This window comes from Rhodoferax sp. PAMC 29310 (assembly GCF_017948265.1).
Classification (GTDB): domain Bacteria; phylum Pseudomonadota; class Gammaproteobacteria; order Burkholderiales; family Burkholderiaceae_C; genus Rhodoferax.
In genome coordinates this window covers 4,163,700-4,186,312 of sequence record NZ_CP072852.1, presented here as the reverse complement: position 1 = coordinate 4,186,312, position 22,613 = coordinate 4,163,700, and the positions used below count along the sequence as shown (strand labels likewise).

General features: G+C 56.4%; 21 protein-coding genes and 4 pseudogenes. 17 read left to right on the top strand and 8 right to left on the bottom strand.

The genetic code is table 11. The annotated features are described in order from the left end of the window. Positions 1-51 precede the first annotated feature (51 nt). On the bottom strand, positions 52-1,008 hold the full coding sequence (locus J8G15_RS19405; protein ID WP_210544383.1) for a LysR family transcriptional regulator: 957 nt from the start codon (positions 1,006-1,008) through the stop codon (positions 52-54). Between the two features lie 25 nt (positions 1,009-1,033). Continuing rightward, positions 1,034-1,387 (bottom strand): hydroxyisourate hydrolase, encoded by a 354-nt coding sequence (gene uraH, locus J8G15_RS19400; RefSeq protein ID WP_210544381.1) that lies wholly within the window; start codon positions 1,385-1,387, stop codon positions 1,034-1,036. Between the two features lie 91 nt (positions 1,388-1,478). Here uraH and J8G15_RS19395 point away from each other — a divergent pair. The 3 genes and pseudogenes from J8G15_RS19395 to J8G15_RS19390 form a co-directional block, all read left to right on the top strand. Beyond that, positions 1,479-1,642 (top strand): annotated as a pseudogene (locus J8G15_RS19395) (GntR family transcriptional regulator); the annotation flags it as partial. Continuing rightward, positions 1,638-1,827, top strand: a pseudogene (locus J8G15_RS22190) (peptidase M20); the annotation flags it as partial. The pseudogenes J8G15_RS19395 and J8G15_RS22190, both read left to right, overlap by 5 nt. 213 nt (positions 1,828-2,040) lie before the next feature. Beyond that, positions 2,041-3,360 carry a sodium:proton antiporter gene (locus J8G15_RS19390; RefSeq protein WP_210544379.1) on the top strand — a complete coding sequence of 440 codons (1,320 nt, stop codon included), beginning with the start codon at positions 2,041-2,043 and terminating at the stop codon, positions 3,358-3,360. 225 nt (positions 3,361-3,585) lie between these two features. Here the strand turns inward: J8G15_RS19390 and J8G15_RS19385 are convergent, their stop codons facing one another. Further along, entirely contained in the window at positions 3,586-4,080 is a 495-nt protein-coding gene (locus tag J8G15_RS19385) for a hypothetical protein (protein ID WP_210544377.1), read from the bottom strand. Between the two features lie 270 nt (positions 4,081-4,350). Between J8G15_RS19385 and J8G15_RS21945 the strand changes: the two genes are divergently transcribed. After that, complete coding sequence (locus tag J8G15_RS21945) at positions 4,351-5,697, top strand: beta/gamma crystallin-related protein (RefSeq protein ID WP_210544375.1); 1,347 nt, start codon at positions 4,351-4,353, stop codon at positions 5,695-5,697. Positions 5,698-6,629: 932 nt separating this feature from the next. Here the strand turns inward: J8G15_RS21945 and J8G15_RS19375 are convergent. Beyond that, positions 6,630-7,823 carry an AI-2E family transporter gene (locus tag J8G15_RS19375; protein WP_240538377.1) on the bottom strand — a complete coding sequence of 398 codons (1,194 nt, stop codon included), beginning with the start codon at positions 7,821-7,823 and terminating at the stop codon, positions 6,630-6,632. Between the two features lie 4 nt (positions 7,824-7,827). Further along, positions 7,828-8,052, bottom strand: a complete 225-nt coding sequence (locus tag J8G15_RS19370; protein WP_210544374.1) for a glycine zipper 2TM domain-containing protein — start codon at positions 8,050-8,052, stop codon at positions 7,828-7,830. 235 nt (positions 8,053-8,287) lie between these two features. Between J8G15_RS19370 and J8G15_RS21740 the strand changes: the two genes are divergently transcribed. From J8G15_RS21740 to J8G15_RS19355, 4 genes are read left to right on the top strand one after another with little or no spacing between them, the layout of a single operon-like run. Beyond that, positions 8,288-8,512 carry a hypothetical protein gene (locus J8G15_RS21740; RefSeq protein WP_240538376.1) on the top strand — a complete coding sequence of 75 codons (225 nt, stop codon included), beginning with the start codon at positions 8,288-8,290 and terminating at the stop codon, positions 8,510-8,512. Next, complete coding sequence (locus J8G15_RS19365) at positions 8,482-10,422, top strand: PAS domain-containing hybrid sensor histidine kinase/response regulator (RefSeq protein WP_240538375.1); 1,941 nt, start codon at positions 8,482-8,484, stop codon at positions 10,420-10,422. Before J8G15_RS21740 ends, J8G15_RS19365 begins: the two co-directional genes overlap by 31 nt. Further along, positions 10,419-11,237 (top strand): response regulator, encoded by an 819-nt coding sequence (locus J8G15_RS19360; RefSeq protein WP_210544372.1) that lies wholly within the window; start codon positions 10,419-10,421, stop codon positions 11,235-11,237. Before J8G15_RS19365 ends, J8G15_RS19360 begins: the two co-directional genes overlap by 4 nt. 27 nt (positions 11,238-11,264) lie before the next feature. Continuing rightward, positions 11,265-11,978, top strand: a complete 714-nt coding sequence (locus J8G15_RS19355; protein WP_210544371.1) for a Crp/Fnr family transcriptional regulator — start codon at positions 11,265-11,267, stop codon at positions 11,976-11,978. Positions 11,979-12,027: 49 nt separating this feature from the next. Here J8G15_RS19355 and J8G15_RS19350 read toward each other — a convergent pair whose 3' ends face one another. Beyond that, entirely contained in the window at positions 12,028-12,495 is a 468-nt protein-coding gene (locus J8G15_RS19350) for a glycine zipper 2TM domain-containing protein (protein WP_210544369.1), read from the bottom strand. A gap of 162 nt (positions 12,496-12,657) precedes the next feature. On the opposite strand from J8G15_RS19350, the gene J8G15_RS19345 reads away from it, so the two are divergent. After that, entirely contained in the window at positions 12,658-12,873 is a 216-nt protein-coding gene (locus J8G15_RS19345; RefSeq protein ID WP_210544367.1) for a hypothetical protein, read from the top strand. A 101-nt stretch (positions 12,874-12,974) separates the two neighbouring features. On the opposite strand, the gene glmS is transcribed toward J8G15_RS19345, so the two are convergent. Next, the gene (gene glmS / locus J8G15_RS19340; protein ID WP_210544366.1) at positions 12,975-14,840 is read right to left on the bottom strand and encodes a glutamine--fructose-6-phosphate transaminase (isomerizing); all 1,866 of its coding nucleotides are present in this window, start codon (positions 14,838-14,840) and stop codon (positions 12,975-12,977) included. Positions 14,841-15,173: 333 nt separating this feature from the next. Here glmS and J8G15_RS19335 point away from each other — a divergent pair, with 333 nt between their 5' ends. From J8G15_RS19335 to J8G15_RS21735, 4 genes and pseudogenes are all read left to right on the top strand, one after another. Further along, a complete protein-coding gene (locus J8G15_RS19335) occupies positions 15,174-16,175 on the top strand; it encodes an IS481 family transposase (RefSeq protein ID WP_210544364.1) in 1,002 nt (333 codons plus the stop codon). Positions 16,176-16,220: 45 nt separating this feature from the next. Continuing rightward, positions 16,221-17,012 (top strand): ABC transporter ATP-binding protein, encoded by a 792-nt coding sequence (locus J8G15_RS19330; protein WP_210544362.1) that lies wholly within the window; start codon positions 16,221-16,223, stop codon positions 17,010-17,012. Continuing rightward, a complete protein-coding gene (locus J8G15_RS19325) occupies positions 17,013-17,717 on the top strand; it encodes an ABC transporter ATP-binding protein (protein WP_210544361.1) in 705 nt (234 codons plus the stop codon). Between the two features lie 75 nt (positions 17,718-17,792). Continuing rightward, positions 17,793-17,912: pseudogene (locus J8G15_RS21735) on the top strand (ABC transporter permease); the annotation flags it as partial. Here the strand turns inward: J8G15_RS21735 and J8G15_RS19320 are convergent. Continuing rightward, complete coding sequence (locus J8G15_RS19320) at positions 17,881-18,879, bottom strand: IS481 family transposase (RefSeq protein WP_210544359.1); 999 nt, start codon at positions 18,877-18,879, stop codon at positions 17,881-17,883. The pseudogene J8G15_RS21735 and the gene J8G15_RS19320 overlap by 32 nt on opposite strands. 108 nt (positions 18,880-18,987) lie before the next feature. Between J8G15_RS19320 and J8G15_RS19315 the strand changes: the two are divergent. The 4 genes and pseudogenes from J8G15_RS19315 to J8G15_RS19300 all read left to right on the top strand — a co-directional run. After that, a pseudogene (locus J8G15_RS19315) lies at positions 18,988-20,061 on the top strand (ABC transporter substrate-binding protein); the annotation flags it as partial. Positions 20,062-20,148: 87 nt separating this feature from the next. After that, the gene (locus tag J8G15_RS19310) at positions 20,149-21,033 is read left to right on the top strand and encodes a branched-chain amino acid ABC transporter permease (protein ID WP_210544355.1); all 885 of its coding nucleotides are present in this window, start codon (positions 20,149-20,151) and stop codon (positions 21,031-21,033) included. A 41-nt stretch (positions 21,034-21,074) separates the two neighbouring features. Beyond that, a complete protein-coding gene (locus J8G15_RS19305) occupies positions 21,075-22,037 on the top strand; it encodes a branched-chain amino acid ABC transporter permease (protein WP_210547667.1) in 963 nt (320 codons plus the stop codon). An 89-nt stretch (positions 22,038-22,126) separates the two neighbouring features. After that, positions 22,127-22,612, top strand: a complete 486-nt coding sequence (locus J8G15_RS19300) for an Lrp/AsnC family transcriptional regulator (protein ID WP_210544352.1) — start codon at positions 22,127-22,129, stop codon at positions 22,610-22,612. The last annotated feature ends 1 nt before the right edge of the window (position 22,613 follow it).

The window sequence follows — 22,613 nt, the reverse complement described above, 5'->3', positions numbered from 1 at the left end:
ACTGCCGCATTTGAAGCGCCGCAGCACCACTTGGGGTCGGCCAAGGCCGACTCAGGGCGCCGGTAATGCGCCGAGCAATCCGCTGTGAACGGCCGCGTGACGCAGCCAATCCTCGTCCTGCGCCAAGACCAGCGCGGCCTCCAGCGCACAAGAGGCTCGGGCCGAGGCATGCGACATGAAACAAATGGGAGTGGCCACGTCGGGGCCAACCAGCGGCAAGGCCTCCAGCTCCCGTTCGTGGCGCAAGGTCGCCACCAAGGACCCCGGCAGCACGCTGCACAAACTGCCCTCCACCACGCTCAACACCATGGTCAAAATGGAATTGGTTTCCATGGCCGGCTGTACCGACACCCCGGCGGACGCAAACGCGGCATTCACAATCTGACGGTTATGCATGTCCGGCGTCAACAGACATAGCGGAAGCGCTGCGGCTTCCCGCCAAGTCATGCTTGGCGCCATCTGCAAGCCGTCCGGGGCGAGCTTGTTTGACCGCCTCAGCAGGAAGTAATGCTCGGTGTACTGGGGCCAGACTTTCAAACGCGAGTCTTTCAAGTCGAGTCGGTCGGGGTATCCGAGGGCCAGATCCAGGGTGAGATCTTCCAGCCCCTGCTCCAGCCCCGTGGACGTGGACGACAAAACCACCGGCACGATGCCGGGATGGCGCGCTTTCATTTGGGTCGCAAACCGCGCAGCAATGGGCATCGCGGTGGGAACCGCCCCTAAGCGAAGCGTACCTTGCGGGGCGTCGAGCCGACTTTTCAGGTCATCCTGCAAAACAGCGTACTCGTGCAACATCAAACGGGCCAAGGTCAGCACACGCTCGCCTTCTGGGGTAAAGCCTGCATACGCACGGTCTCGCCGGATGATCACTACGCCAAACTCACTCTCCAAAGCGCGCAAGGCGTTGGACAGCGCCGGTTGGGTGATGTGGCAGGCCAGCGCCGCCCGCCCGAAATGCTGGTGCTCATGCAAGGCGACCAGATAACGCAGGCTTGGAAGGAGATTCATACCCGAACGGAAGATGCAGTGATGACTAGCTGCCGCGATAGGTGGAGTAACTCCACGGGCTGACCAGCAAGGGCACGTGGTAGTGCTCGTTCGTATGGGCCACACCAAAATCCAGACTGACTTTGTTCAGGAAGTTAGGCTCTGGCAGCACCACCCCGCGAGCCTTGAAATAGGCGGCCACATCAAACACCAGGCGGTACGTTCCTTTTTTCAGGCTGTCGTTGTCAAACAAGGGACCTTCTGGATTGCGCCCATCCTCGTTCAACACCAGGGTTTTGACCAGCGTCGCAACTTCGCCGTCGGTGGTGTAAAGCGCAACGGCCATGCCGGCAGCCGGTGTGCCGTGCATGGTGTCCAACACGTGTGTACTCAAACCCATGAGTGACTCCTTAAGTGGTGTGCCCGCCAGTAGAAGCAGGTTATCGTTAAAAGTGTGTGCACTTTTAAGTGACGCGAACCATCATTCCACCATGGATCCATCCACCACCCGTTTCATCGTTGACAGCTTGACCAAAGCCATCGTGGAACATCGGCTTCAGCCGGGCAGAAAACTGGCCGAACAAAAGATCGCCACGCAGTTTGGCGTGTCCCGCACGCTGGTTTTCAACTGTCACAAAACCGGCTGATCCGCATGGGGCACGCCGCTGTACACCAACGGCCATCTCTTGTCTGAAGTCGGCATTCCTGGTGTCATCGATGGTGCAGGCCCCGCACCGTACTGGAATCCGATCCAATCGCTCCGATGAGCGGTTCGACGTGGACGACCTTCGCCACCTCACCAAATCCGTCGCTCGTTCATGGGTTGACCTATTGGCGTAGGAAATCGCCAATGACTTGTTGTTAAAGCAAGCATTCACCAAACGCCGCTCCACAGACCATCCGAGATTGACCGACTGGGGGAATCACGCTGCGCGGCGGCTCCGCATCGCCAATGGGGCAGTCCGCCTGTTTCATCCCGGCGTTGTACGTTGTCCAGGAGCGGCGGCAACAACTGGTCGACTAAACTCCGCCCTTTACCAATGGATATTGCCGATGACGAACGCACAATGGTTCCTGCTAGTCGGCGTTCTGCTGCTGGTGATGGGGCTGACCCCGACCCTCCTCAAACGCGCCCCTTTCACGGCGGCCATTATTTACCTGGCAGTCGGGCTTTTGGTGGGCCCGAGCGCACTTAATCTATTTCATTTCAACCCGCTCAAGGAATCTGCGCTGCTGGAGGCACTGACCGAAGTAGCGGTATTGATTTCTCTGTTTTCTGCCGGCGTCAAAATGCCTGCGCCATTCAAGTTCACCCGGTGGCGCACACCCATCTTGTTGGCGACTGTTTCCATGAGCATTACGGTCGCAATGATGGCCACCTTTGCCGTTTACGTACTGGGCCTTCCATGGGGTGCCGGCATATTGTTAGGTGCCATCCTGGCCCCCACTGATCCGGTGCTGGCCACCGATGTGCAAATTCGCCATCCCGGCGACCGCGACCAACTTCGCTTCACGTTGACATGCGAAGCCGGCATGAACGATGGCAGCGCGTTTCCGTTTGTGATGTTGGGATTGGGCCTACTCGGATTGCATGAAATTGGCGATTTCGGTATGCGCTGGGTATTGATTGATGTGTTCTGGGCCACTGGCGCGGGCATTGCCATTGGGGTGCTGGCCGGCGTTGCATTGGCCCATCTCAGCTCGAAATTACGACGCTCGCTTGAGCCACACCGGCTGCTCGATGACTTCCTGGGTTTAGGTTTGATTGGGATTGTTTATGGCGTCACCGTGATGCTCAATGCCTGGGGTTTTCTTGCCGTATTTTTCGCAGCAGTCGCACTTCGCCAAACTGAACTGAAACTGGCAAAAATGCCAGCCCTCCCCCTTGATGTACCGCAGCCAATAGAAACTTGCGCCACACCGATACCCGCCAGCACTGCCCCTGAAGCACTCGCAACGGTCAGCGAGGGATCACTCGTCTTCAAGGAACCTCTGGAGCGACTTTCAGAATTGGTGCTGGTGCTGCTGGTCGGCGGCATGTTGTTTCTGACGTCCTGGAGCTGGCAGGCCGTTGCGCTGGCGATGTTTCTATTCCTGGTAGCCCGACCCGTCAGCGTGTTTATTGGCCTGCTTGGCACTGGAACCGTATGGAGAATCCGTTCAATGACCGGCTGGTTTGGTGTGCGGGGAATCGGGTCACTTTACTATTTGATGTTTGCCATACAACATGGGCTGCCAGAGCCCTTGGCGCTAAGACTTATCGAACTAACGCTGATCGTGGTCGCACTATCCATATTGGTGCACGGCATAAGCGTGAAACCTCTGATGGGGTATTTTTGGCGCCGCGGCGCAGAGCGCGTCACAGAACATTAGCCCTTGGTTCAAAGTTACCGGGGCTGTGGTCTGCCCCGGTATTCGATTGGTTGCGGCCCACGTCAAAAACCGGGCTTACCCCCAACCACGGGCAACAAGGTCATTAGGATCGACGCTTTGGCAACCTGTTTAGCGCCGTGGTTCGGGTCATGCGTTGGCTGGTTAGGCCGACGACCATCACGTCAACCTTTCGCACGCCAGCACCGCCGAGGGGCTTCGATGTGGCTAGCGGCCCAAATTCTCAATACCATCCAACACCATACCGGTGCCAATCGCGATCAACAGAATGTCGGAGGCCACCCGCACATAGCGCTGACCGGCCCGCGGCACGCCCAGCTCCAGAACAACTGACGGCGGCAAATCGTAGTAAATCACCTCGCGTGGCAGAGGCCGACCAACCACCCACTTTTTCGCCTGTCCGGGTGGCATGCAGCCATTCTGTTTTTTGGCCAAGCCCGGTGGGCAGCGACCCACCCGGTATTGCTCAGTGTAGTAGCGGGTAATCACTGTGCGCTGCTCATCCCCAAAATGCCGATCCCCCCGTTCCTGGCGGCTCTCCGATGATTTATCGCGGCGCTCTTGCTTATTGCTCTGTTTGAATTTTCCGTTCTCACCGCCCTCAGCCCAGTCGGGTTTTTCCGCCATCGCGCCAGCGCTGACGAACAAGCCGGCAACCAACGCTGTCAGCAAACGGATGGAATTTTTTCGAATATTTTTCATGAAGAACCTCTGGACAGGTTTAGGAAACGTAATGGAAATCTTCAGGACCATGGTGTCGGCGACCCATGGCGTAGACGCCGGCAACCGGTGCGGGGTTGACGTTGTAGACATGCCAACTTTATGCGCGACGGCCCGCGGTGTATGTACGCTGCCGTACAGACGGTGTTGCTTGGTCCCGCCACACTGACTGCATTGCGATAGGTGCTATTTGGGTGCCCGTCCCGGCAGGGAAATTCCAAATACCGTCGCAATTCAATACTGGAGAAAACAATGAATGCAAGATTGAAACTCGCTTTAGCGGCGGCTGCCGTGGCCCTCGCCTCACACGCCGCGGCCGAAGTCGTCTTTTACGAACACGACGAATTCCAAGGGCGGTCTTTCACCACGAAGAAATCGCTCGATAACTTGCGACGCCAAGGCTTTAATGACCGCGCCTCTTCAGTCGACGTGCGCGGCGAGCGCTGGGAAGTCTGCGAAGACCGCCGCTTCAGTGGCCGATGCGTCGTGTTGCGACCCGGGCGCTATTCGTCCCTGACTGCGATGGGCTTGAATGACCGGATTTCTTCAGTGCGGTCTGTGCCCAAAAATGCCCGCATTGGTGAGCGAAATTACGCACCCGCACCGATCGTCGCCAAAATCACCTTCTACGAGAATCCGGGCTTTGCGGGACGCAGTTTCACAACAGACCAGCCCGTTTTCAACTTCAAAGAATATGGCTTCAACGACCGTGCTTCCTCTGCCGAGGTCATTGGCCAATCCTGGGAAGTCTGCGAAGACACCCGGTTCAGCGGCCGATGTGCGGTCTTACGGCCCGGACGCTATCCGTCGTTTTCGGCGAAGGGGCTGAACAACCGTGCGTCTTCGGTACGCAATATTGAGGCACCTGCGCCGGTGGCTGCAAAGATCACCTTCTACGAAAATCCGGGCTTTGCAGGACGAAGTTTCACGACCGAGCAGCCCGTTCTCAATTTCAAGGAATATGGTTTTAACGACCGTGCTTCTTCTGCCGAGATCACAGGACAATCCTGGGAAGTCTGCGAAGACACCCGGTTCAGCGGCCAATGCGCGGTCTTGCGGCCCGGACGCTACCCGTCGTTTGCAGCGATGGGATTGAACAACCGAGCGTCGTCGGTACGCAATATTGACGCAAATGCGCCCATGCCCGCCGCAGACTACCGTCGACGCGACAACGAACGCCTCTATGAAGCACCCGTCACTTCCGTGCGCGCTGTTCTGGTCACACCTGAGCAACGATGCTGGGTTGAACGCGAACAAGTGGCGCAGAATCAAAGCAGTACCAACGTACCGGCTGCAATTGCTGGAGCCCTCATTGGTGGCATTCTTGGTCACCAGGTCGGGGGGGGGACTGGCAAGGATCTCGCGACCATCGGTGGCGCGGTCGCCGGGGCTGCGGTCGGCGCCCAGGTTGGTCGCAATGGCAACACATCGCCTGCAGCCTCGCAAGACGTGCAACGCTGCGAAACCACTCCCAACAAAGCCGAACCCCGGTTTTGGGATGTCGGCTACACCTTTCGAGGCCAGGAGTATCACGTTCAAATGACGACCCAACCGGGATCCACGGTGACCGTGAATGCGCAGGGCGAGCCCCGCAACTAAGGTTGTGTTGAATGGGTCGCCGCAGTGTATTGAGATGGGGTCAAGTCGGCGCCTTGAACTAACAGACCCGAGCCACGCCAAATGCCCCGGACCCGCCCTTTGAGACTGACAACCAGTCCACCGAACTTCACAACTCCTGGAAGGCCATGGAATGGGTAGCGCCCTGGCGCACGGTGCGCAGGGATGTGCCGATTGCGCCCCAGCCCAGGGGACGCCTGGCTGTTGGGCTTAGTCGCGTCCACTTCGTTCACCTCATCCAACTCTGACTCAACCTGATTGAGTCCTCTTTCAAGGAGGTCTTGTGCGAAAGCTCAAGACCTCCTATTTTTTTTGAAACAGACTTGAAGCCCAAGGCGCTGTGGCAGCTCCTGGCGAAGTGCATCACAAGCATCCGTATCTGACTTGCCTCATGAAAATGATCGCGTCAATAGAGACTCAGCCTACAGCAGGCAAAAGGGCCGGTTCACTGTACAGAACAAAACGCATTCGCCATCACCCGGCAGAACACCGGCCGTCAGGGCGTTGTGGCGTTGTGGCGTACAAAGTTCTCATGGCCAGGGAAGTGCGACAAGGCAACGATTCGGACTCAAGTGAAACACGTCTTGGGCGTGGTAAAGCGTTTGTGGCGATTTGGCAAGGTGCCCAATCGGTGGATCTGAACGAGGGTGCAATGGGCGAATTTACGGCCCTTGCGCCATCCACCATCGACAACCAATGGCGCCAGTGCAGTGACACCACGCTGTTTTTTTCTTCGCTAGTTTGTCGATCGCCTCGCCCTTTGGGGTCCAGGGCATGGTCACCTGCGCTATCAATATCGGCAAGATTTTTCTCATCGTGGCTTGGGTTCTGCCGTGGCTACTTTTGCGGGACGATCCAGGCTAGGCCTCAGGCGCAGAAGCACACTCAACCCTGCGGGTGCTGCGACCAAAGAGTCAGGCGCCTAAAAATTCGCCCACGGGCTTGAGATCGTCAACCCGGTCGCAAATGGCCTTGATAACCATCAGGACGGGCACGCCGAGTAGCAGACCAACGGCACCCCAAAGCCAGCCCCAGGCCAGCACGCCGACAAAGATGGCAACCGGGTTCATTTTGCTGGCGCGGCTGGTGAGCCAAGGTGTCAGTAGAAACCCCTCGATGCTATTGATCACCAGTGAGATCGCGGCAATCAGCAATGCCATTTCTAGCGAACCAAATTGCAAAAAACCAAGCAGCGCGGAACCGGCCGTGACCACGACGTTGCCAATGTAGGGCACCAAATTGAGTACGCCAGCGGAAATACCCCATACCGCCGCGTTATCCAAACCAATCGCCATGAAGGACAGCCAAGTGGCCAGACCCACCAACGCGCTGGTGAAGATTTGTACAAGTATGAAACGCTGGATCTGACCGTTGATCTCATTGAGTGCTTGAAGCGTGATACGTCTTTTGGCAAGTGTTGGCCCCGCAAGTTTGACGATTTTTCGCCTGAACGTGTCACCCGATGCCATCAGAAAGAAGGTGATCAAAGCCACTATTCCTACCTGACCCAGCATGGCCAGAAGGCCCATCGTACCTGTCCATAAATGGTCTTTGACATCGAACTTGGGGCGCTCAATCTGAACCCGTTGTACACCACGTGCGACCGTCGGCGTGCGATTCGTTTCTTCAGCCGCCTGCTCCAGCTTGGCCGCCGCTTTTTGGACCGTCTCCAAAGGGCTTTCGGACTTGCTTCGCTTGGAATTAATGGAGTCGCGCAACTTTTGAGCCGCCAACGGCAGCGAACCAATCAGACGGCTGGCATCGTCACTAAGAGAATAAGCGGTGGCCCCAACGCCAGAGACAATACCCAACACCAACACCGCCGCGCCCAAGGCGCGAGGAATTCGGCGACGCTCCAGCCAGTCCACCAAAGGCGACAGGCCATAGCTGAACAGCAGGCCTACCACCAGCGGGATGAAAACGGGGCTGGCCCAGCGCAGCATGAAAACACTGGCCAGCGTAGCCAGCAGAACCAGTGAGACGCTGCGCACATCGACTGGCATATGCAGCAACATTCGGGGCGACTCGGCGGGCGCCCTCATTCCTAGTTGCTGATCCGCGTTGGCAGCAAGAGGGCCTGCCAACGTCTGTTCGCTTGCCATTGCCATCTAATTACTTCCTTTTGACGACTTCATTGCCGATGACACCGCCAACAGCCGCGCCGGCTGCCGTTCCCAAAACCCCACCGCCGACTGCGCTACCAGCCACGCCACCAATAACGGCACCGGTGGCGATACCTTTTTCCTGCGCTGTCATGCCGGCACAACCACCCAAAACCAGCGCTAGCGCCACCATCAGGGCCGGTACAGCAGCATTGACCCGATTCATTTGTTTCATGAGATTTCTCCAATTTAGGAATAAACATGTGATGGGGCATTCGCCCCGTCACCAGTGAGCGCCAATTGTTGAGGCCGCAAGCGCCGTGGTCTGTGCGCTGGCGTACATACATTGGACTGACAGACCGATATGATCCGCCTACATCTTGCCTATGCAGGCTCTTGCTCTTCTCTGAATGCAGGCATGTTAACGCGATGCTCACCTGTGTTGCCGAAACCACTCACTAAAAATACTCATGCCAATCGCTGGAACTCTCCCTCCCATTGCCAAGAAGCCCGGCAAGGCCGATGGATTCATCGAGGTGGTGCGCCAGGAGGCCTTGCTTAAAACCGGCGCGCTGCAGACTGCAATTTTCAACAGCGCCAACTTCTCGAGCATCGCGACCGACGCCAAGGGCGTGATCCAGATTTTCAACGTCGGCGGGAACGGATGCTTGGCTATGCAGCTGCCGAGGTGGTGAACCAAATCACGCCGGCCGAAATTTCAGACCCTCAAGAACTCATTGCACGGGCTGAAAGCTTGAGTCTTGAACTCGCAACCCACATTGCGCCGGGTTTTGATGCGCTGGCCTTCAAGGCATCCCGGGGAATCGAAGACATTTATGAGTTGACCTACATCCGAAAAGATGGATTCCGCCTGCCAGCCATGGTGTCGGTCACCGCGCTACGGGACGAACAAAACACCATCATCGGCTACCTGCTGATTAGTACTGACAATACCGCACGCAAGCAGGCCGACGACAAACTGAGAACCGCCTCTCAGTACGCGCGAAGCCTCATCGAAGCCAACCTGGACCCACTGGTCACGATCAGCACCGAGGGCAAGATTACTGACGTCAACGCGGGTCTGATCAAGGTGACCGGGGTGCCAAGGGAACAGCTCATCGGGACTGACTTCTCCAATTACTTTACCGAGCCCGGCAAAGCCCGCGAGGGCTACCAGCAAGTCTTCGCTGACGGCTTCGTCACCGACTACCCGCTCACTATCCGACACGCGAACGGTCGTCTCACCGACGTTCTTTACAACGCATCCGTTTACATGGATGCTCTGGGCAACGTGCTCGGCGTGTTCGCCGCCGCCCGCGACATCACCGCGCGCAAGCGCGTCGAGGAAGAACGGGCGCGACTTGATCAGGCTCTACTTGACAAGAATGTCGAGCTCGAGAATCCCCGGTTTGTAGCGGAGAAAGCCAACTTGGCGAAATCAGACTTCCTGTCCAGCATGAGCCATGAGTTGCGCACGCCGCTTGGAGCCATCCTCGGTTTCGCCCAACTTATTGAGTCAGGCGTGCCGCCTCCGACCGCCGCTCAAAAACGCAGCATCGATCAAATCCTTAAAGCGGGTTGGTACTTGTTGGAGTTGATCAATGAGATTTTGGACCTCGCCTTGATCGAGTCGGGCAAGTTGTCGCTTTCAGAGGAAACAGTCTCGCTCGCAGAAGTCATGCGCGAGTGCGAGACCATGATCGAGCCACAGGCACAACAACGCGGCATTCACGTCACCTTTACCCCTTTGGAACGGCCCCGATTTGTGCACGCCGACCGGACACGCGTCAAACAGGTATTGATCAACCTACTCTCCAATGCCATCAAATACAACCGGATTGGCGGTACCGTCATCGCGGCCTGCACCGCAGGGAACGCGCCGAATTCGATTCGAATCACCGTACACGACACGGGCGCGGGCCTGGCTGCAGAGCAACTGGCACAGCTGTTTCAGCCCTTCAATCGCCTGGGTCAAAAAAGCAATACTGAAGAAGGCACGGGTATCGGGCTAGTCGTCTGCAAACGACTGGTCGAGTTGATGCGGGGTGTGATCGGTGTGGAAAGTACTGTTGGCCAGGGCAGTGTGTTTTGGGTTGAACTGAGTCTGGCCCCGGCCCCAGCCGCGAAAATAGTTGCCGACACGCGGCAAACCACTGCGCTAGCTCAAACGGCTGCTCAAAACGACGGGCCGCAGCGCACCCTGCTCTACGTTGAGGACAACCCGGCCAATTTGATGCTGGTTGAAGATTTGATAGCTCGCCGGCCAGATCTTCACCTGCTCAGTGCGCGGGACGGCATCCGGGGCATCGAGCTGGCGCGCAGCGCGCTTCCTGATCTCATCCTCATGGATATCAACCTGCCCGACATTAGTGGACTCCAAGCCTTGAGAATCCTCGCGAAAGATCGGGCAACCTCTCATATCCCCGTGATTGCGTTCAGTGCCAATGCCGTTCCGAGCGATATAGAAAAAGGTCTGGAGGCAGGCTTCTTTCGCTATCTCACCAAACCGATCAAGGTCGTAGAGTTCATGGAGACGCTGGACGTGGCACTGAAATTCTCAGCCCAGCACCCCAGCCGACCAGCCAACCAGGAGCCCCTGTCATGATTACCAAGTCCGAAATACTTCACGCAAAAATATTGATTGTGGACGACCAAGAGCCCAACGTTCTACTGCTCGAGCAATTGCTTGGTGACAGCGGCTATGTCAGCGTCAGTTCGACGATGAACCCACAAGAGGTTGGCTCGCTACACCTAAAAAATTGCTATGACCTGATTCTGCTCGACCTGCAGATGCCTGTCATGGACGGGTTCCAGGTCATGGAAGACCTCAAGGCCAATTCAAAAGACGCCTACCTGCCAGTGCTGGTGCTCACCGCCCAGCCGGGACACAAGTTGCGCGCCTTGCAAACGGGTGCCAAAGACTTCATCAGCAAGCCGTTCGACCTCGTGGAAGTCAAGACCCGCATCCACAACATGCTGGAAGTACGCCTGCTGCACAAGAAGCTTGAAAATTACAACACTCGCCTGGAACAGACGGTGCTGGAACGCACAGCAGAGCTGCGCGAGAGCGAAGCCCGCTATCGCAGTTTGACCGAACTGGCCTCTGACTGGTACTGGGAGCAGGATCAGAACGGGGCTTACACCAAGGTATCCGGTCCCGCCCTCGAAATGCTCGGTATTCAGGCCAATGCATTGGTGGGCGTGACCGCCGACGTGCAGACGAGTGGCTGGGATGAGTCAGAGCGGGAGGCACTGAGGGCGATCATTGCCGCGCGCCAGCCGTTTCTTGATTTTGTCATTCACCGCATCAATCCTGACGGTTCGCGCCAGCAGTTTCGGGTCAGTGGTGAGCCGATGTTCAACCAATCGAGTCGCTTTCTCGGCTACCGCGGCATTGGTGTGGAATTCTCCACCACCTGATCGCGCATCAATACTCGACCATCAGCGATGTCTTCCCCCCACCATCCCACTCAAAATCATCTGCTCGCCGCACTGCCGACGGCGGGATTCGAGCGGCTGTCTGAACATTTGGAGTTGGTGCCGATGGCGCTTGGCGACGCTCTTTACGAACCCAACGGCCAGTTGCGCCACGCCTATTTTCCGACCACATCCATTGTGTCGCTGCACTATGTCATGGCGTCCGGTGCGTCGGTTGAAACCGCCGGGGTCGGTAATGAGGGTGTCGTCGGTGTTGCGCTGTTTATGGGGGGAGAAACCACGCCCAGCTCGGCGGTAGTACAGACGGCGGGCCACGGCTATCGGCTCGATCGCCACTTACTGATTCAGGAGTTCGCCCGGTCTGGTCAGTTGCAGCGGGTATTACTGGTCTACACCCAGGCGCTGATGACACAAATGGCACAAACTGCAGCGTGCATCCGGCACCACTCGGTGGAGCAACAACTGTGCCGCTGGCTCTTATTGACCCTGGACCGGTTGCCGTCAAACGAATTGACCATGACGCAGGAGTTGGTCGCCAGCATGTTGGGCGTTCGCCGAGAGGGTATTACCGAGGCAGCCGGAAAACTCCAACGTGCCAGCTTGATCAGCTATCGCCGCGGCCACATTGCTGTACTTGACCGCACCGGGCTGGAGCTGCAATCTTGCGAGTGTTATGCCGTCGTCAAGAAGGAGTTGCGCCGTCTGATGTCACGTGTGGGCTAGAGCCAGCATTTCCATTCTGCTGGCTCGATAGCGCGGAAATTCCTGGTATTCAATAGCGACGGGCGACGCCGCTTTCGATCTTCACCCGATCGCCTACACGAATATCGGCATGACTGGCTTGGGTCAATGTTTGGTAAGCGCCGTTCTGCATTCGGATCGTGAATTTGTAGGCTTCGGCTTGCTGCTGGTTTCTTTTCTCCAGCTCATTGCCGGCATAAGCGCCACCAGCCGCACCGATCACGGTCGCTGCGGTCTTTCCGCTGCCCCCGCCCACCTGGTTACCCAGAATGCCGCCCACGACTGCACCAACAACGGCACCGGCAGTAATGCCAGTACCGCTCGGCCCCACTAGATCGATGGCTTGCACAACGCCATAACCCGAGTAAACAGGATTTTGATTGGTTGACTGGGGATAGCTACCACCGGCGGCATTGTTCGGGTTCGTATTGGCGCAGGCGCCCAGCGCGAGGATGACCGCGAGAGCCGCGACTGATTTCAAATGATGGGTAGGTTTCATGAGGATCTCCTTGAAGGTGTGGTGTGAACAATTGATTGATTTCTCGGAGCCCAATCGTCTTCGATTGCTCGAGCTTGTTCCGTGCGCCGGCGCACATACAAGTCAAATAATATGACTTATCCTGCGGTCCAACTTTTCAACACTCAACCGAGATCAACGCACATGAACCCCACCAAACTCATCGGCATCATCCTGATTGCCGCCGGGGCCCTCGGGCTAACCTATGGAGGCTTTACTTACACGAAGGAAACCACCGGTCTGAAACTGGGCCCGTTGGAGCTGCAGGTGAAGGAAAAGGAAACCGTCACCGTGCCGCTGATTTTGAGCGCTGGCGCAATCGCGTTGGGCGTGTTCCTGCTGGTCATCAGGCGAAAGTAGAAGTGGCATCCGCCCCGGTCAGGGCGCCGTGCGGGCATCTCATTCCTTGCCGTCATTGCCCCATTTGATCGGTTTTCGGATGCCCAAAAGCGGACATGTTGTTATTCAACTGTCACGCTTTTTGCCAGGTTTCTTGGCTTGTCAACATCGGTGCCTTTGGCGCAGGCTGTGTGATACGCCAGCAGCTGTAGAGGAACAACGTGCAGCATGGGGGATAGCTCGCCGTAGTGCTCCGGCATATGAATCACGTTCAGACCTTCGCTACTCTCGATGCGGGTGTCGCCGTCGGCCAGCACGTAGAGCACACCGCCGCGGGCGCGCACTTCGTGCATATTGCTTTTGAGTTTTTCCAGCAAAGCGTCATTGGGTGCCACGGTGACGACCGGCATGGCACTGGTGACCAGCGCCAAGGGGCCGTGCTTGAGTTCGCCCGCAGGGTAGGCCTCGGCGTGGATGTAGCTGATTTCCTTGAGCTTGAGTGCGCCTTCAAGCGCAATGGGGTAATGCAGCCCCCGGCCCAGAAACAGGGCGTTGTCCATTTTGGCGAAGTCTTCGGCCCAGGCAATGATTTGAGGCTCCAGCGCCAGCACGGCTTGCAAGGCGGCAGGCAGGTGGCGCATGGCCTTGAGGTGGCGTGCCTCATCCGCCTCGCTCAGACGACCCTTTGATTGGGCCAGTGCCAGCGTCAGCAAGAACAAACCAGCCAACTGGGCGGTGAACGCCTTGGTCGAAGCCACGCCAATCTCGATGCCGGCGCGGGTGATGTAGGCCAGCTCGCATTCGCGCACCATGGCACTGGTGGCCACGTTGCAGATGGTGAGGGTGTGCGTCATGCCCAGGCTTTGCGCGTGGCGCAGCGCCGCCAGGGTGTCAGCCGTTTCGCCGGACTGGGTGATGGTGACCACCAAAGTGCGGGGGTGGGGCACCGACTCCCGGTAGCGGTACTCGCTGGCAACTTCCACCTGCGTTGGGATTTTGGCAATGCTCTCCAACCAGTACTTTGCTGTGCAACCGCTGTAATAGCTGGTCCCGCAGGCCAAGATCAACACCTGGTCAATGTCCTTGAAAACGCGGGCTGCGCTGGCTTGACCGTCAAACAACTCGGGCACGATGGCGTTCAGCCCTTCCAGCGTGTCGGCGATGGCGCGGGGCTGCTCAAAAATCTCTTTCTGCATGTAATGACGATATGGCCCCAACTCGGCTGCGCCACTGTGTGCCACCACGGTTTTGACCGGGCGCTGCTCTGGAGTCACTGACTTTTGATTCTTGTCCTCCAGCCAGTACTTGCTCAGCTGAATGTCCACCACATCGCCTTCGTCCAGGTACACGATTTGATCAGTGACGCCTGCCAGGGCCATGGCGTCGCTGGCCAGGAAGTGTTCCTGGCCGTCTTTGCCAACGCCCAGAATCAATGGGGAGCCGGCCCGTGCGCCAACCAGGCGGTGCGGCTCGTCTTTACAGAACACCGCAATGGCATATGCCCCGTGCAACTGGCTGCGGGCGGTCTTGACGGCCTCAAACAGGTCGCCGTCATACAAGCTGTCGATCAGGTGCGCGATGACTTCAGTGTCAGTCTGGCTTTGAAAAACATAGCCTTTGGCTTGCAAGGCGGCGCGGAGTTCGTCGTGGTTTTCGATGATGCCGTTGTGCACCAGCGCAATGCGTCCGGGCTTGTCGATGGCATCAGCGCCGGTACCGTGGCTGAAATGCGGGTGCGCGTTGTGCACCGCCGGTGCGCCGTGCGTGGCCCAGCGAGTGTGGGCAATGCCGGTGCTGCCTTCTACCTCGCCCTGGCTAACCTGCTCGGCCAGTTCGGCCACCCGAGATGTGCTGCGGGTGCGCTGCAAGCCATTGGCGTAGACCGCCACGCCACAGGAGTCATACCCACGGTACTCCAGGCGGGCCAACCCTTGAACCAAAACCGGAACAATATTCCGTGTAGAAACAGCGCCAACAATACCGCACATAGACTTCTCCAAAAATTAATACCTCTATAGTACGGCTCACAGCATGAAATATGTTGCCAAATTTCCAAATAAAATGATATTTTATTTCAAAAGTAATTTTTTATGAAATTTAAATTCAATTTATGTCTTATTTAATTTCAATAAATTCAATTAAAAGAGCGCCGAAAAAAATAATCTCAGGTTTATCGACCCAATCAATTCGGTGGGTAAAACTACGTAAGTGCTTACCTGTCGCGTCCCGTGTGATCATGTTCCCGTCCGCAGCTGGCCCTTATTCAAAGCTCGCCAGTTGATGCGGGGCGTGATTGCGTCCTTACAAGGAGAGAAGACGTCATGAGTCAAGTCCATCCCTGCGCCCGAACCACCCCTCGCACACGCGCTGAGATAAGGACCTCGCCCGCTGGTGCCAGTGCGCTGGCCGACCGATACAACATCACGCCCGCCACCGCTCGCAAGTGGAAAGAGCGCGAAGATTCAGAGGATCGCTCCCACCGCCCGCGTACGTTGAAGACGACGCTCAGTCCAGCGCAGGAGCAACTTGTTGTCGAGCTTCGGCGCACAGTTCTACTGCCCCTGGACGACCTGCTGGCGATCACCCGCGAGTTCATCAATGCCGCTGTTTCACGCTCAGGCTTGGACCGTTGTTTGCGCCGCCATGGCGTCTCCGATCTGAAAGGCCTGCTGCCACAAGTTGAGGGGGAGCCTGCGCCACTGAAAACCTTCAAGGACTACGAGCCTGGATTCATACACATTGACATCAAGTACCTGCCGCAGATGCCTGATGAGACGAAGAGGCGCTACCTCTTTGTGGCCATTGATCGAGCGACACGGTGGGTCTATTTCCACATTTACAACGACCAGACTGACGTCAGCAGTACCGATTTTTTGTGCCGGTTGAGAAAAGTCTCGCCCATGAGAATTCAAAAGATTCTGACTGACAACGGAAGTCAATTTACCGACCGTTTTACAGCCAAGAGCAAACAAGCCACGGGCAAGCATACGTTCGACATCAGCTGTGCCGAGATGGGTATCGTGCATCGCCTGTCGCCCCCACGCCATCCGCAAACCAATGGCATGGTGGAGCGCTTCAATGGGCGCATCAGCGACTTGGTTAAGCAAACACGTTTCGCATCAGCGGCTGAGCTGGAGGCGACTCTGACGCTCTATTTAAAGACCTACAACCACCATATCCCGCAGCGGGCTTTGAAGCACCAAACACCTATTCAAGCTTTGCAGAAATGGCGCGCAGGAAAACCTGATTTGTTTGTCAAGCGAGTTTATGAACAGGCGGGACTTGACACTTACCCCCTAGTGCGTCTTTACGCAAATCAATAGCATCGATCGGTGTGATGTGAGACCCTGTGCTCATCGTCAAAAGTCATGCATTGGGAGATTAATTTGCCAGCGGAGTTCATTCTGGAAACACGTGGACTGACCAAGGAATTCAGGGGATTCGTTGCAGTTGACCAAGTAGACCTCAAAGTAAAGCGCGGTCATATCCACGCACTAATTGGCCCTAACGGCGCTGGAAAAACCACCTTTTTCAATCTGCTGACCAAGTTTTTACACCCGACCTCCGGGTCTATCTCGTTCAACGGCGTCGACATCACAACAGAGAAACCGGCGCAAACAGCCCGGCGCGGCATTGTTCGATCGTTTCAGATCTCGGCCGTATTTCCGCACATGACCGTGTTGGAAAACGTGCGGGCCGCCCTGCAGCGCAACTTGGGCACATCGTTCCATTTCTGGAAGGCCGAGAGCACCTTATTTGGTTTACACGACAGAGCGCATCAACTATTGGCAGAAGTTGACCTTCAAGATTTCGCCAATGAGTTGACCGTGAATCTGCCCTACGGTCGCAAGCGCGCGTTGGAGTTGGCCACCACGCTGGCACTTGAGCCAGAGTTGATGCTGCTGGACGAACCAACGCAGGGCATGGGCCATGAAGACGTGGACCGCGTCACGCAATTGATCAAAAAAGTTTCCAGTGGCCGCACCATTCTGATGGTGGAGCACAACATGAATGTCGTCTCCTCGATTGCGGACCGCATCACGGTGCTGCAGCGCGGTGCCATCATTGCAGACGGTCCCTACGAGGAAGTCTCTACCAATCCCTTGGTGATCGAGGCCTATATGGGCACCGTCGACACCACTTTGCAGGGTGCACACTGAATGACGGCAGAATTGCTTCGTATCGAAAACCTGCACGCTTGGTACGGGGAATCCCATATCCTGCACGGCGTCAATCTGACGGTACATCAGGGAGAGGTGGTGACTCTGCTTGGGCGAAACGGCGCCGGGCGCACCACAACCATGCGCACCATTGTGGGCCTGACTGGCACGCGCAAGGGCTCCATCAAGATTAACAATGTGGAGACCATCAAACTTGCGCCTCACAAGGTGGCACGTTTGGGCATCGGCTATTGCCCGGAAGAGCGTGGCATTTTTGCCAGTTTGACGGCCGAGGAAAACCTGATGCTCCCACCCACAATTGCGCCGGGCGGTATGAGTGTGGACGAAATTTACGACATGTTTCCCAATCTGAAAGAGCGAGCCAGCAGTCCAGGCACTCGCCTTTCGGGAGGCGAGCAACAAATGCTGGCCGTCGCTCGTATTTTGCGCACCGGCGCACGACTACTCCTGCTGGATGAAATTTCAGAAGGTCTGGCACCGGTGATTGTCCAAAAGCTGGGCGAAATGATTCTCGCCCTCAAGGCCAAGGGCTACACCATTGTGTTGGTTGAGCAGAACTTTCGGTTTGCCGCACCGCTGGCCGACCGCTTTTACGTGATGGAGCACGGCACCATCGTGAAGCAATTTGCACAAAACGAGCTGACTCAAAACATGGGCATGCTCCAAGAATACCTGGGCGTCTAGCTGAAGTCGCTCCATGGACATGTCAACTCACGGTCCCGCACACAATTTTCGATTCCTAAACCACCAGGAGATACTATGAAACTCAATATTCTCGTCGCCGCTATGGCCATTGGCGTCAGCGCCGCCGCATCAGCACAAAACGAGCCGGTCAAGATTGGCTTTATCACTGACATGTCTGGCCTGTATGCCGATATCTGTCAAGTCCCGCCTGTTCATAAACTCGCTTGACAAACAAATCAGGTTTTCCTGCGCGCCATTTCTGCAAAGCTTGAATAGGTGTTTGGTGCTTCAAAGCCCGCTGCGGGATATGGTGGTTGTAGGTCTTTAAATAAAGCGTCAGAGTCGCCTCCAGCTCAGCCGCTGATGCGAAACGTGTTTGCTTAACCAAGTCGCTGATGCGCCCATTGAAGCGCTCCACCATGCCATTGGTTTGCGGATGGCGTGGGGGCGACAGGCGATGCACGATACCCATCTCGGCACAGCTGATGTCGAACGTATGCTTGCCCGTGGCTTGTTTGCTCTTGGCTGTAAAACGGTCGGTAAATTGACTTCCGTTGTCAGTCAGAATCTTTTGAATTCTCATGGGCGAGACTTTTCTCAACCGGCACAAAAAATCGGTACTGCTGACGTCAGTCTGGTCGTTGTAAATGTGGAAATAGACCCACCGTGTCGCTCGATCAATGGCCACAAAGAGGTAGCGCCTCTTCGTCTCACCAGGCATCTGCGGCAGGTACTTGCTGTCAATGTGTATGAATCCAGGCTCGTAGTCCTTGAAGGTTTTCAGTGGCGCAGGCTCCCCCTCAACTTGTGGCAGCAGGCCTTTCAGATCGGAGACGCCATGGCGGCGCAAACAACGGTCCAAGCCTGAGCGTGAAACAGCGGCATTGATGAACTCGCGGGTGATCGCCAGCAGGTCGTCCAGGGGCAGTAGAACTGTGCGCCGAAGCTCGACAACAAGTTGCTCCTGCGCTGGACTGAGCGTCGTCTTCAGCGTACGCGGGCGGTGGGAGCGATCCTCTGAATCTTCGCGCTCTTTCCACTTGCGAGCGGTGGCGGGCGTGATGTTGTATCGGTCGGCCAGCGCACTGGCACCAGCGGGCGAGGTCCTTATCTCAGCGCGTGTGCGAGGGGTGGTTCGGGCGCAGGGATGGGCTTGACTCATGACGTCTTCTCTCCTTGTAAGGACGCAATCACGCCCCGCATCAACTGGCGAGCTTTGAATAAGGGCCAGCTGCGGACGGGAACATGATCTCACGGGACGCGACAGATTATCGACGGTCCCGCTGGCGGTGAAATGGTCAAGTGGGCTGTAAAGGATTTTGGTGGCAAGGTACTGAACAGACCAATTGAAGTCTTGACGGCTGATCACCAAAACAAGGCCGACGTTGCCAGCTCCAAGGCGCGCGAATGGTTTGACAAGGACGGGATGACCGCGCTAATCGGGGGCACCAGTTCTGGCACCGCGTTGGCAATGGCCCAAGTGGCATCCGACAAGAAGCGTCCGTTTATCGCCATCGGCGCCGGGTCGGCCAGATTGACCAATGAAAATTGCACTCCCTTTACCGTCCATTACGCCTACGACACGGTCGCGCTGGCTAAAGTTGCTGGATCCGCCCTTGTCAAGGCCGGCAATAAAAGCTGGTACTTCCTGACGGCGGACTACGCCTTCGGCCACTCACTTGAAAATGACGCATCCACCGTTGTCAAGGCAAACGGCGGCACTGTGGTTGGCTCGGTTCGACACCCCTTGAATGCGTCAGATTTTTCATCATTCCTGCTGCAGGCACAAGCCTCCAAAGCGCAAATTTTGGGCTTGGCCAATGCGGGGGGAGATTTCACCAATGCCATGAAAGCGGCCAAGGAATTCGGCGTCACCAAGACAATGAAGGTAGCCGGCTTGCTGGTATTCATCAACGACGTACACAGCCTGGGCGTCGCCAATACAGAGGGCCTTCAATTGGCCGACAGCTGGTATTGGAATCAGGATGATGCCTCACGCAAGTTCGCCAAGCGTTTCTTTGCGGAATACAAGCGCATGCCTTCAAGCCTGCAAGCCGCCGACTACTCCGCTACCACGCAGTATCTGAATGCCGTGCAAAAGGCCGGCACAACAGATGTCGTAAAAGTAATGGAAGCGCTCAAGGGCATGAAGATTGATGACTTTTACAACAAGGGACAAATCCGCGCCGACGGCCGCATGATTCATGACATGTATCTCTTCGAAGTGAAGTCACCGAAAGAGTCAACAACGCCCTGGGATTACTACAAGATGATCGCCAAAGTGTCAGGCGAGCAAGCATTCACAACAGCTGCTGAGTCCAAGTGCGCTCTGCTCAAAAAGTAAGTTGAATTAGACATGCTCCGTAGCGGTCGGCCCTCTGAGTGACCGACCGCTTTCCTCACATATCAAGGCATGAACTGACGGGCTTCCATGGAAATATTCGGCGTTCCCCTTCAAGCTTTTTTAGGCCAGCTACTGCTGGGTCTGGTCAACGGTGCGTTTTACGCAATGCTCAGTCTTGGACTGGCCGTAATCTTCGGCCTGCTTGGCATTGTTAATTTAGCTCACGGGGCTCTTTACATGCTTGGGGCATTTGCAGCCTGGATCATGCTGGACAAGCTGGGCTTGAACTATTGGTTTGCTTTGGTTCTTGCCCCCTTGTGCGTTGGCTTTCTTGGCGTGGTCATCGAGCGCTTTTTTCTGAGACATTTATACAAGCTCGACCCACTTTACAGCCTGCTGTTGACGTTCGGTCTGTCTCTGATAGCTGAGGGTGTTTTCCGTGAGATGTACGGGGTATCGGGTCAGAATTACTCCGTACCAGAGTTGCTTAGTGGCGCGACCAACCTGGGCTTCATGTACCTGCCCAACTATCGCGCTTGGGTGGTGCTGGTGTCACTTGGCGTCTGCCTGGGAACCTGGTACCTGATCGAACGTACCCGGCTTGGCGCCTATCTCCGCGCAGGAACGGAAAACGCGCCCCTTGTCCAGACATTCGGCATCAATGTCCCCTTGATGGTGATGCTCACTTACGGATTTGGCGCTGCCTTGGCCGCGCTTGCCGGCGTGCTCGCCGCGCCGATCATTCAAGTCAATCCGTTGATGGGATCCAACCTGATCATTGTCGTATTTGCCGTGGTGGTCATTGGCGGGATGGGATCGATATTGGGTTCCATCCTGACGGGCCTCGGACTTGGCATTATTGAAGGGTTAACGCGGGTGTTTTACCCTGAAGCTTCCAACGTGGTGGTGTTTGTGATTATGGTCATTGTTCTCATGTTCCGCCCTGCGGGCCTGTTTGGCAAAGAGGCATGAACATGCCAAACGTCAACAATCCCACCCAGCCAGTCAAGCAAATGACCAGAACTGCCAAACTCATTCGCCTGACCTATATTTCACTGCTGATCCTGGCCATCGTTGCGCCCATGCTTGGGCTGTATCCGGTGTTTGTCATGAAGCTGCTGTGCTTCGCAATGTTTGCCGCCGCATTCAATTTATTGCTGGGCTTTACGGGCCTGCTGTCTTTCGGTCATCCCGCGTTTTTCGGTTCAGCGGCTTATGTCACCGGCTGGTTCGTCAAGGCCCACAACTTCACCCCGGAACTGGCCATTCTCGCCGGCACCCTGGCTGCAGGGTTGATTGGTCTGGTTGTCGGCTTGGTGGCCATCCGGCGCCAGGGGATCTATTTCGCAATGATTACGTTGGCAATCGCCCAGATGATTTATTTTGTCTGTCTGCAAGCACCCTTCACCGGCGGGGAGGACGGTCTGCAAGGCGTACCGCGCGGGATACTTTTTGGATTGTTTTCTCTCAAGTCGCCTTACGCCATGTACTACCTGGTGCTTGCGGTTTTTGTGGGTTGCTTTTTGGCCATCTCACGCATCGTGCACTCCCCTTTTGGGCAGGTGCTGAAAATGATCAGAGAGAACGAGCCACGCGCGGTTTCACTGGGCTACCAGGTCGACCGATACAAACTGCTCGCCTTTGTTTTATCCGCTTCGTTGGCTGGTATGGCAGGCTCGCTCAAAACACTCGTCATGGGCTTTGCCACGCTCTCGGACGTGCATTGGTCGATGTCCGGCGAGGTCATCCTTATGACGCTGCTAGGGGGAGTCGGTACTTTCTTCGGGCCTGTGCTAGGCGCCGGCATTGTGATCTCGCTGCAAAACCTATTGGCCGACAAGGTGGGTTCCTGGGTGACGGTGATCATTGGCGTGATCTTCGTACTGTGTGTCTTGGCCTTCCGCAAGGGCGTCGTCGGAGAGATTGGCGCTTACCTGGAGCGTCGTCGCCGCGCGGCAGCCGCGCCTGACGCGTAGATTCAAACAAACGTGGCCTTCTAGCTTGGGAACTGAATCAACGGGCTAAAGTCACCAAATAGTTAAAATGTTCCATTTTTCTTAAAAATATGGAACAAACAGCCATTGATGCAACTGACCTGCAGTTGCTGGAGCATTTGCAGCGCGATGCGTCTCTCAGCAATCAGGCGCTGGCAGCCAAAGTTCATATTTCACCGCCCACCTGCCTGCGACGCGTCAAGCGTCTGCGGGAGACTGGCTTGATTGAGCGGGAAATAGCGGTACTAAGCGTCGACAAACTGGCCAGTGTGGCAGGCTACGGCTTGTGCGCCATCGTTGAAATCACACTGGATCGCCAAGACCAAGACGCATTGGATGCGTTTGAGCGGCGCGTGGCAGCAGACGACGCCGTGCAGCAGTGCTACCGCGTCTCACCGGGACCAGATTTCTGTTTGGTGGTGCACAGCGCCCACATGCCGGGCTATTTGGCGCTGGCGCAGCGGTTGTTCACAGCGGATGCTAACGTTCGCAACGTGAAAGCCTTCTTCAGCATCAAGCGAAGCAAGTTTGGGGCACGCGTGCCGCTGCCCCAATAGC